Here is a 10,897-nt window from a genome sequence, read left to right on the forward strand (position 1 = left end):
TTCCCCCTTAATAGCGACGTGCGATTTCTAACTGTTTTTCCTTTTCTTTATAAGCTTGTTGGATCGCTTCCTTCTTCGACGTTTCAGCTACGCCAACGTGCCACCATGATCCATAGCCATCCGTCATCGTCTTAGGCAAAACTTTAATGTCAATAAGCGTTGATACGTTCTGTTCCTTCGCATCTTCTATCGCATTTTGAAGTTCATCCATTGTTCGAACAGAATAGGTTTTCACCCCATATCCGCTCGCACTTTTCGCAAAATCAATTGGCATTAACTCACCAGTTAACTGCTGATTGTCCCGCTTTCGAAACTCAGTCCCAAAGCTCCCCATGCCGTTACCCATCTGCAAGTTATTAATACAGCCAAACCCGGCGTTATCAAAAAGAATGACGTTAATTTTAAGCCCTTCTTGTATGCTAGTAACTAGCTCGGAGTGGAGCATCATGTAGCTTCCGTCTCCAACCATGGCATACACTTCCTGATCTGGAGCTGCCATTTTTGCTCCAAGTGCTCCTGCAATCTCATATCCCATACAAGAATAACCATATTCCATATGGTACGTGTTCGGGGTATGAGTCACCCACATGCGCTGGAGATCTCCTGGCAAACTACCTGCTGCACCTACAACAATCGCATTTTCAGCAATAGAACGGTTAACCTCTCCTAGAACTGCTGTCTGTGTAAGTGAAGACTTAAGAACTTGTTGATACTCGGATAAATCAAGTTGACTCTCAATTTCAGGTTGATAGTTTTCGTCTTCATAGTTCGTCTTATATAATCGCTCAAGTTCATCTTGCCACTCTGCTTTCGCTTGCTCAATCTGATTTCCATAAGTAGTGAAATAAGTGCCAAGATGATCATCTAATGCTTTAAGGGCCGTTTTGGCATCCGCCACTAAAGTTGTCGCATCGAATTTATTTGCATGATAATCTGATAGATTAATATTTAAAAAGGAAACATCGGTATGTTGGAAAAGCTGTTTGGATGACGTTGTAAAATCAGAAAAACGTGTACCTACTCCTATGACAAGATCTGCTTCTCTCGCCAAATCATTTGCTGCTTTGTTCCCTGTTACACCTACTCCACCAAGATTGTAAGAATGGGTGCTTTCTACAGCGCTTTTCCCTGCCTGTGTTTCAGCAAAAGGAATGTGATACTTTTCTGCAAATGCTTTTAATGTATCGCCTGCTTCAGAATAGCGGACACCACCACCACAAATAATAAGGGGCTTCTTTTTTGAACGAATCAATTGAACAGCTTCATTTAGTTCTGTTTCACTTGGCTGTTTTCTATTTAAACGATGTACCCTTTTCTTAAAGAAGCTCTCCGGATAATCATATGCTTCCCCCTGAACATCTTGAGGAAGAGCAATCGTAACAGCACCTGTGTCTGCAGGGTTTGTTAAGACACGCATGGCGTTTAACATCGCAGTCATCAGCTGTTCTGGCCTCGTAATTCTATCCCAATATTTGCTCACAGGACGATAGGCATCATTCGTCGTGATGCTTGCATCATGTGTTTGTTCAACCTGCTGTAATACCGGATCTGGCTGACGCGAAGCAAAAGTGTCTCCTGGTAGAAGAAGCAAAGGAACATTATTAGCAGTAGCAGTAGCGGCAGCTGTGATCATATTCGCTGCACCTGGACCCACTGATGAGGTACATGCGATCAGTTGCTTTTGACGTTTCTGTTTCCCAAATGCTGTCGCTGCATGCGCCATTCCCTGTTCGTTACGCCCTTGATAAACTTCTAGATCCCCAGAATCTTCTTCTAGAGCCTGACCAAGTCCAAGAACATTGCCGTGTCCAAAGATGGTAAAAATCCCTTTGAAGAGCTTCTGCTCCTCTCCGTCTCGATCCATATACTGTTGATTTAAAAATTTTATGAGTGCTTGAGCCATTGTCATTCTCAAATGATCACCTCCATGAAAATAAAGAAAAAATTAACTTAATAATGGATAACCCTTCATCAAGGAATAAAGCCGGACGGTTTGCACCTATCCGGCTATTCTTTTTATACCCAGCGTGTTGTAACTACTTTTTTGCGCGTGTAGAATTCCACTCCGTCAGAACCGTTAGCATGAAGATCACCATAGAACGAATCTTTCCACCCAGAGAATGGGAAGAAGGCCATCGGGGCCGGCACGCCAATGTTAATTCCAAGCATACCTGCATCAATCGTTTCACGGAATGTACGTACTTTACCGCCGTGGTTTGTGAACAGGCAAGCTCCGTTAGCGAAGCGGGATTGATTTGTTAGCTCTACCGCTTCTTCTAGATTTTTCACACGAGAAATCGAAAGAACCGGAGCAAATATTTCATCCTGCCAAATTTTCATTTCGCTCGTCACATTATCAAAAATGGTCGGTCCAACAAAATAACCTTCTCGCTGAATATCCTGATCCTTACGACCATCGCGAATCAGTTTCGCTCCTTCATTTTCACCTGTTTCAATGTATTGAAGCGTCCGTTCTTTGTGCTGATCACGAATGACTGGTCCAAGGAAAACATCGTCCTCCAGGCCATTCCCAATTTTTATTTCGTTCGACTTCTGAACGAGCGTTTCGATAAACTGATCAGCTACACTTTCTTCTACAGCCACAACCGAGCAAGCCATGCAACGCTCACCAGCCGAACCGAAAGCGGCATTTAACACCTGCGTTGCTGCATTTTCTAAATTAGCATCTTCAAGAATAATCGAATGGTTTTTAGCACCTGCTAGCGCTTGAACACGCTTAAGGTTTTCTGTTCCTTTTTTGTACACGTATTCTGCCACTGGTTGAGAACCGACGAACGAAATCGCTTTTACTTGTTTATGTTCAAGAAGACCGTTCACCACATCATGAGCGCCATGCACAATATTAAATACGCCTTTCGGAAGCCCTGCTTCTTCAAGAAGCTCCGCCAGACGATTAGCAAGGAGAGGCGTGCGTTCTGATGGCTTCATAATGAAGGTATTTCCAGTTGCGATAGCCATCGGAAACATCCAGCATGGGACCATCATTGGGAAATTAAATGGTGTAATGCCACCAACAACCCCAATTGGATAACGGTAAACACCTGACTCTAACCCTGTTGCAATTGACGGAAGCTGTGAGCCCATTGTTAATGTCGGAGCACCTGCAGCAAATTCCACACACTCAATGCCACGTTGCACTTCTCCCTTTGCTTCTTTCACATTTTTTCCGTTTTCAATTGTAATTAACTCAGCAAGCTGATCCCAGTTATCGACGAGGAGCTGCTGGTACTTAAATAGAATTCGTGCACGACGAGGTACCGGGACTTCACTCCATGTTTTGAATGCTTCCTTCGCAGTCGCTACTGCATGATCAAGGTCTTCCTTTGTGGAAATCGGAACTTCAGCAATGACTTCTCCTGTTGCCGGATTATATACCGGCTGATATTCCTTCGTTTTCGAATCAATCCATTCTCCACCTACATAGTTTTGAATTGTTTTTACCGCTGTTTTTGTCATATTATTTCCTCCTAAATTTAGACTGGTTGAAATTCTGATGTGCGAATTTTTTCATCAACTTCTTCACTCGTTGGCATTGCTTCCGAACAGCTGTGTTTTGAGATAACAATGCTTGCTGAAGCGCTTCCATATTTCATCGCTTCAGATAAATCCCAGTGATTAAGTAATCCATATATAAATGCAGAAGCATAAGAATCACCAGCACCGAATGTTTTCAGAACTTTTGTTTTAAAAATCCCGCCACGATGTGCACTACCGTCTTTGGAATAAGCGATCGAACCTTCCCCACCATGCTTAATTACGACGACTTCCGCATGATGATCGAACCATTTTTGAGCGGTACGTTGATCATTTTTATCCTCTTTCTCAAATTGTTCCATCATATTAAACTCTTCTCTTGTTCCGATAATCACATCACACTTTTCAGCAGCAAGATTATAATAGATGGCTGTCTCTTTGGCTGAATTCCAGCTGTAAGGACGATAATCAATATCAAAGATCACGATGACGTCATGTTTGCGTGCGTATTCAAGAGCAAGAAAAACAGCTTCTCTTGAAGGACTTTGGGAAAGGGCAGTTCCTGAAATCAGAAGTGATTTGGACTCCCTAATGTAGTCTTCTGAAATATCTGTTGTTTCAAGTTTTAAATCGGCTACATTATCACGGTACATGAGGATGCTACATTCCTCGGGACTTTTAATTTCAGTAAAGGCAAGACCCGTTACTGCTCCTGTCTGGTCCTTCACGACACTTGACGTATCTATTTTGTTCCTTTCAAGATAATCAACGATATAGTTTCCCATTTGATCACTTGAGACTTTCCCAATAAATCCGCTGTTCAAGCCAAGTCGCGCTGCTCCAATAGCAATATTTGCTGGTGAACCTCCGACGTATTTCGTAAAAGAATAAGTTTCTTCCATCGGTCGATTGATTTCATTTGCGTTCAAATCAATGCACAGTCTTCCAAGTCCGATTAAATCAATAGGGCGATCTTTTTTGAAATCAAGGTGATACATTCGTTTTCCTCCATCCCAGTTAGGTTAAGCGCTTACCTTAAAGGCATTACTTCATTACATTTTCAAATAGCCATTCATGATCCGGGTCGTTATGGAATTTCCAGGTTCTTTTGGGGCCAGCCATTACATTTAAATAATAGGATTCATATCCTGGAATTGATGAGACGGGATGATACCCTTCCGGAACTAGAACGACATTTCCATTCTCAACGCTCAGTGTTTCATTTAAACTCCGATTGTCGTTATAAACTCGTTGGAACACGAAACCTTGAGGTGGATTAAGTTCATGGTAGTATGTCTCCTCAAGATAGGATTCATATGGTAAATGATCGCGATCATGCTTATGAGGTGGGTAGCTTGAAGTGTTTCCATCAGGTGTATATACTTCTACCACAAGTAGACTGTCCGCCTCTTTTTGCTCTGGTAAGATATTGTGAATTTTACGAGACATCTTTCCATGTCCTCGATCTTCTACGCCAACATCGTCTGGAGCAATTAGTCTTGCTTGATAAGATCCTCTACCGGGGGCAGAACAAACGGCAAGTTTCATATCACTTAAAGCAGTTACTTCATAATGATCATCGTTTGGTATATAAACGGAATATGGTGGAATTTTTTCGAATACACTCATACGCTTTCCGATGTTCACGAATTTTTCTTTATTCGTTTGGACATCTGCTTTTCCGCTTAGCAAAACTAGACAAACTTCTTGATTGTTTGTGTTCTGCTTTAGCGTACTCCCCTTTTCTAACGAGTAGACTTCAAAGCCCACATACTCCCACCCCGCTGATTCAGGAGTTACTCTAAGTATGTTGCCTTCTTCAGTTGCCTGGTTAGGTTTGATAAGCAATTGAGACATGATCAACTTCCTCCTTCACAATAATTAAGGTAAGCGCTTACCTTGTCTATATTCGAGTCTACAACATGATGTTTAAAAATTCAATCTATTTTTACTGAAATTAGCTCAGAAAGTGTAACCGTTCGACCCTCTTGCCACGATAAGCGGGCAGCGAGCGCAAGATTTTCAGCCTGTAACCCGTCATATCCACTGCACGTTAAGGGCTTTTGTTCCAATATAGATAAAGCAAAATCCCTCACTTCTTCTACATAAGCTTCTTTATAGCGATCAAGGAAAAAGTATTTAGGATGATCACTTGTCACCGATTCTCTCGTGCTAATTTTCACGGTCGTATTTTGTTCATTTTCCGCAGAAACAACGCCTTTATCTCCAAAAACTTCGATTCGTTGATCATATCCATAAGCCGCCTGACGACTATTGTCTATTACTCCAAGACTACCGTCTTCAAAAGTTAGCGTGATGATGGCTGTATCGACATCGTCGTTTCGTTTGAATTTCTCATCAATTAGATTGGCTGCTTTCACTGTGACATCTACAACTTCTTTTCCAGATAAATAACGAATCATATCAAAATCATGAATGGTCATATCCATGAACATTCCGCCGGACCGCTGGATATAAGCTTCTGGTGGTGCTTCAGGATCTCGAGAAGTTACTTTGATCACGTGCGGTTCACCAATTGTACCGGAACGAACTGTTTCAAATACTTTCCTAAAATGCTTATCATAGCGACGATTGAAGCCAACTTGAAAATTGACCCCAGCGTCTTTAACAACTTGAAGAGCTTCACGCGTTTCTTCAATTTGAAAACTGACTGGCTTTTCGCAAAAGACGTGCTTTCCTGCTTGTGCAGCTCGTTTAATAAAATCAACATGCGTATCTGTTGATGAGCAAATAAAAATAGCGTCGATTTCAGGGTCTAAAAAGAGGTCATTAGGGTTAGTTGTAATGATTGCTTCCTTTTCATATACCGTCCCCTCAAGGTGTGAGATATGAATATCTGAAATACTTCTCAACTGATAGTAAGGTGATTGAATTAAGTTATCAGCATGTAATTGACCGATGCGGCCACCTCCGATAATACCTGCAGTTACTTTTGACATGGAAAATCCCCTTTCTTTATAGTGATGATTGTTTAAGAGCCTGGTTAAACTTCGATCGCTCTGCTTCCTGTTTCCTTTGTTTCAATGTCGTACTTCGCCAGAACCAGATCACTCCACTTATTAAAACAAGCGTTCCAAGCATGAAAACAAGTGACATTGGTGAATATTCGGCACTAGCTTCTGCCACTCCAATTGGAGAGAAGAAAGCATAAACACCGATCATCAGTACTAGGATAAAAATCGAGAAAATCCTAGCATGCTTCCATGGTGTGAGATCGACTTTTTTAGAATCATATAATTCGTAAGCTGTCGTTCTCGGTCGAAGCTTACCAACTAGCACCATAACAAAAATGTTGAGTGGGAACAGAACGGAAAGAACGTACAGAAAATTCACGTGGCCAAGAAACACCTTTGATAGAGCATAAACGACTATATGAACAAGAATCGTTATTTTTGGTGCACTTGACGGTACATGTTTACTAAAGAAGCCTACAAGTACCATGGCGATAATCGGTATATTGTAAAAACCAAACATTTCCTGAAGATAATAGTACAAACCCGAAGGAGCAAAGATAATGAACGGCGCCACAATTACGGCAACCGCTGCAAGTCCACCGGCAAAAATCCTTCCCACTTTAACAAGCTCTCGTTCCTTTGCATTGGGTTTGAAAATTGGGCGATAAATGTCCAAAGTAAAAAGGGTAATAGAGCTATTTAATGCTCCATTAAAAGAACTTAAAATTGCTCCGAATAGAACGGCAGCTAAAAACCCAGATAGCGCCAGGGGAAGAACATCTGTCACTAATGACGGATACGCCATATCAGCGTTTTTAAGTCCACCTTCTCCGTAAAGTAAGAAAGCAATGATCCCAGGTAAAACTAAAAAGAAGGCACCAAATATTTTAAAGAAGCCTGCGTACAAAACTCCCTTTTGTCCTTCTGCGAGATTCTTTGCTCCTAACGTCCGTTGAATAATTGCCTGGTTGGTACACCAATAGAAAAGGTTATTAAAAAGAAGACCCGTTAAAAGCACCGTCCACGGAACAGACGATTCATGATTTCCAATCGCATTTAGCTTGGCAGGATTGGCATGAAGTAGTTTATCTACTCCATCAACAAGATTGCCGCCTCCAAGAGCAACTAATGCAAGAAAGGGAATCAGAAATCCTCCTATAATTAGCCCAACACCATTGATCGTATCGCTAATGGCACAAGCTCGTAACCCACCAAAGATGACATAGCAGCAGCCAATAATTCCGATCGCAAAAGCAACGATCATGACGGTTGTAAACTGGCTCGTCCCGCTAATGGTTGACAGCGAGAAAATACTATCTAATACAAGTGCACCAGAGTAGAGGACGGTAGGTAAATAAGCAACCGCATATCCAAGAAGAAATAGAATCGAAACAATTTGTCGCGTTCGAAGATCATACCGCTGTTCCAGAAAGTCAGGGATCGTGGATATTCCTGCTTTTAAATACCTTGGAAGGAAGATAAAAGCCATGAATATAAGCGCTATAGGCGAGGTTACTTCCCACGCCATTACGACCATTGATTCACCAAACCCCTGTCCATTCAGTCCTACCATTTGCTCTGTTGAGAGGTTCGTTAAAATAAGTGATCCTGCAATAACAATACCCGTTAAACTTCGACCAGCCAGAAAATAACCATCGGAACTTGTTAAGTCTGTTTCTCTCGTCTTATACCAAGAAAACCAGGCGACAAAACCCGTATAAACAAGAAAACTACTAACAATCACCCACATCATAGGCGTAGACCTCCGTTTCAAGTAATTTTGTTGATTTGCGTAATAGAGCAAATAAATTAAACCAATCTACTTATAACATGTTTATAAGCTTCACAAGGAAAGCGCTTACCTTATTAACGAAATTAATGTACCATGATTGTTCGCCTTATAATTAATGCACTTTTCCCCTAGAAAACAAAACTCAGTGAAAACGGCGACATCATCATGACTTATCACTTATTTTCAAACCCACAAATCAAGTCTCCTTCCTAAAAAAGTAAAAGAAAGCGCTTACCTGAGTTATTATAAAACACATTTTTTGTACACGCAATGTTTTTTGTGATTTTTCAGAAAATAAAGACCTTAGTTGCATATTTCTTCTTAACCTTTTCTGAATCCAAATCGGGTTAGCTTAAATTTTAAAGAAACATGGAGTATAGCTCATTTGAATGTCCGTGTGGAGTGGACTTTGTTTCTTTTTTGTATGTGAAGGGGGTCAGGCGCGCGCCTGACCCCCTTCACCGCACCCCGCTCCACTTCTTTCCCACATTCTTTGTTAATTTCTTCACAATTTCTTAACACACAAAAGAAGCAAAACGCGTTATGCTAGAGTCAAACGTGATAGTAAAGGAAGGAGGTTGTGTTCATGGGAGTTCAACTCCGAAAAGGCATGATTGATCGTCGAACCTACCTAATTCGCAAGTTACTAAATTCACCACACAATCGAGAAGACCTTACTCAACTTCATAGCCTTACATTAACCGAGCTTGAGAAGAAGTATGAGAGAGAAAATCGTATGAAAACATTGTAAAGAATACTTGAATAGATAGAAAACCGCGCATTGTCTGCCTCAGGCGGACAATGCGCGGTTTTTGTTTGTATGTGGGGTTAGGCACGTGCCTGACCCCTTTCAATTTCCACTACATGAAGAAGCCCACCCGCTCGTTCACGTAGGTGCTCCTTTACCTCTTCTCCATAAGCGACAATAAAACAAGTAGACGGGCCTGAGGATTTATGAACGTCCAGATCTACCATCACCTGTTCATCCGTCACTTCATCTTCAGCTAGAAGCTCATTCAACTCATACAGTATCCCTTTTGATCCAACAGGTAACACAGCCCGAACACCTTCCTGTTCACTCACCCACTGAAAAAGATCAAGTGGTGCTAACGCATTCGGCTCGTTCACCACTTCATCGCCAACGAGCGGTTTACCGATTACGGCGAATCGGATGTCGTCACTTAGCGATACTTCAGGATGTTCGTTACGCCGCTTCCGTCCAATTACCACAACACCAAGCGCTGATTGGAGGAGATGCATATTTGTTTCAGAGCTTCCTGTGATCGTAAGCTCGTTCATGCCTAATTCTCTTTTTCCTCGCTCGATGCCGCCCACAAGCTCCTCCCACTTTGCGCCGCCGCAGAAGTTATGTAAAACGACGGAAAGTGGCGTTGCTCCATGTGCGACATTTTCCATTACCGCAACGCGAAAAGCGAAGTAAGAAAGCACATCATATGGCACGTTCACGATATCATGCTCTTTCTCTCCGATGCCTCCGCTGTTATCGCTTGTAATCACGAGGTATTCGTTATCGAGCGGAATCATCGTACCATCTCTCATAAGCTCGCAAGTCCTTTTTTCTCAAAAATCGTTGCTAAGCGTGGGATGAGAGCCATCGCAAGTACGAGATTGATCGCTGACGCAACAACTAGCCCTGGCATAATCGCCATGTAAAAGCCCGTGCCGAGCATAAAAAGAAACGGTAGTGGAGCAATAACTCCGTTTCCTACTAAAAAGAGTCCAACAGCTATTTTTCGTTTACTTTTCTCATAAAGCGCACCGAAAAGCCAAACGAGCGCTGCCATTTCTGCCGCGATTAGTAGATGCATGGGACCGAGCGGAAAGCCGACAATAAGCGCAGATAGTAGATGACCGAATCCTGCGATCAGCGCACCGCTCCTGCTTCCGAGAAGAACGGCGGCTACGAGAGCTGGAAACGCATCGAGCGCAACGCTTCCGATAACGGAAGGAATTTTAATAAGCGCGCCAACAACGGATAGTGCAATGAACATGGCGAGAAGGCTTGCGCGTTTTCCCGACATGCCTACTCTCCTTTACGCTTGCCGCCGCGGAACACTTTTGCGCTTCTTGCGTACTCCACGTCTTTTACGTTCAAACGGAAATTAATCACGCGAGCAAGGGCGAAAAAGTAATCTGATAGGCGGTTTAAGTATTTCATTGGGACGGGTGGAATGTTTTCTTCTACTTTATTTAACGTAACAACGTGGCGCTCGGCGCGACGTGTGATTGTGCGAGCGATATGAATCGTTGCGGACGGTTTGCTTCCACCAGGTAAGATAAATTTCTCAAGCGCTGGCGCTTCTTCAATAAACTCATCGATGCGTCCTTCAAGGTACGTAATCGACTCTTCCATAAGCTTCATTTCTCGTTTTGGTGAGACGTTCGCAAGGTCGCCGCCACAGTCAAAGAGCTCATGCTGAATTTTTTCCAAATCTTCTAGAAGATCCGTAAATTTATCTGAGCCAAGCTCACTTAATTCAACAATCGCCTGTCCAACAAAGCCATTCGCTTCATCTACCGTGCCGTAAGCTTCTACTCGTACATCGTCTTTATCGACTCTTCCCCCGATAATGCTCGTTTTTCCCTCGTCACCTGTTCGTGTATAAATTCTCAT

General features: G+C 42.5%; 10 protein-coding genes. 1 reads left to right on the forward strand and 9 read right to left on the reverse strand.

Annotation, left to right across the window (positions count from 1 at the left end):
• Positions 1-7 precede the first annotated feature (7 nt).
• The 6 genes from iolD to AC0VYO_RS20255 all read right to left on the reverse strand — a co-directional run bounded on the left by iolD (position 8) and on the right by AC0VYO_RS20255 (position 8,223).
• Complete coding sequence (gene iolD, locus AC0VYO_RS20230) at positions 8-1,909, reverse strand: 3D-(3,5/4)-trihydroxycyclohexane-1,2-dione acylhydrolase (decyclizing) (protein WP_475369080.1); 1,902 nt, start codon at positions 1,907-1,909, stop codon at positions 8-10.
• Between the two features lie 107 nt (positions 1,910-2,016).
• On the reverse strand, positions 2,017-3,477 hold the full coding sequence (locus AC0VYO_RS20235; RefSeq protein WP_475368140.1) for a CoA-acylating methylmalonate-semialdehyde dehydrogenase: 1,461 nt from the start codon (positions 3,475-3,477) through the stop codon (positions 2,017-2,019).
• 17 nt (positions 3,478-3,494) lie between these two features.
• Positions 3,495-4,493, reverse strand: a complete 999-nt coding sequence (iolC, locus tag AC0VYO_RS20240; protein WP_475368141.1) for a 5-dehydro-2-deoxygluconokinase — start codon at positions 4,491-4,493, stop codon at positions 3,495-3,497.
• A 46-nt stretch (positions 4,494-4,539) separates the two neighbouring features.
• Positions 4,540-5,352 (reverse strand): 5-deoxy-glucuronate isomerase, encoded by an 813-nt coding sequence (gene iolB, locus AC0VYO_RS20245; RefSeq protein WP_475368142.1) that lies wholly within the window; start codon positions 5,350-5,352, stop codon positions 4,540-4,542.
• A gap of 80 nt (positions 5,353-5,432) precedes the next feature.
• On the reverse strand, positions 5,433-6,455 hold the full coding sequence (iolG, locus tag AC0VYO_RS20250; protein ID WP_475368143.1) for an inositol 2-dehydrogenase: 1,023 nt from the start codon (positions 6,453-6,455) through the stop codon (positions 5,433-5,435).
• Positions 6,456-6,471: 16 nt separating this feature from the next.
• Complete coding sequence (locus AC0VYO_RS20255; protein WP_475368144.1) at positions 6,472-8,223, reverse strand: solute:sodium symporter family transporter; 1,752 nt, start codon at positions 8,221-8,223, stop codon at positions 6,472-6,474.
• A gap of 625 nt (positions 8,224-8,848) precedes the next feature.
• On the opposite strand from AC0VYO_RS20255, the gene AC0VYO_RS20260 reads away from it, so the two are divergent.
• Positions 8,849-9,013, forward strand: a complete 165-nt coding sequence (locus AC0VYO_RS20260) for a Fur-regulated basic protein FbpA (protein ID WP_194218472.1) — start codon at positions 8,849-8,851, stop codon at positions 9,011-9,013.
• A gap of 77 nt (positions 9,014-9,090) precedes the next feature.
• Here AC0VYO_RS20260 and AC0VYO_RS20265 read toward each other — a convergent pair whose 3' ends face one another.
• Genes AC0VYO_RS20265 through AC0VYO_RS20275 form a run of 3 tightly spaced genes read right to left on the reverse strand, consistent with a single transcriptional unit; the run spans position 9,091 to position 10,897 of the window.
• On the reverse strand, positions 9,091-9,822 hold the full coding sequence (locus AC0VYO_RS20265; RefSeq protein ID WP_475368145.1) for an ATP-binding protein: 732 nt from the start codon (positions 9,820-9,822) through the stop codon (positions 9,091-9,093).
• Positions 9,819-10,304, reverse strand: a complete 486-nt coding sequence (locus AC0VYO_RS20270) for an ECF transporter S component (RefSeq protein WP_475368146.1) — start codon at positions 10,302-10,304, stop codon at positions 9,819-9,821. The genes AC0VYO_RS20265 and AC0VYO_RS20270 overlap by 4 nt, the downstream gene beginning before the upstream one ends.
• Positions 10,305-10,306: 2 nt before the next feature.
• Positions 10,307-10,897, reverse strand: coding sequence for a cob(I)yrinic acid a,c-diamide adenosyltransferase (locus AC0VYO_RS20275; protein ID WP_283153395.1), 591 nt, complete (start codon positions 10,895-10,897; stop codon positions 10,307-10,309).

It is taken from the genome of Anaerobacillus sp. 63XJN7_4_ISO-PGPR-S23-413 (assembly GCF_056173725.1).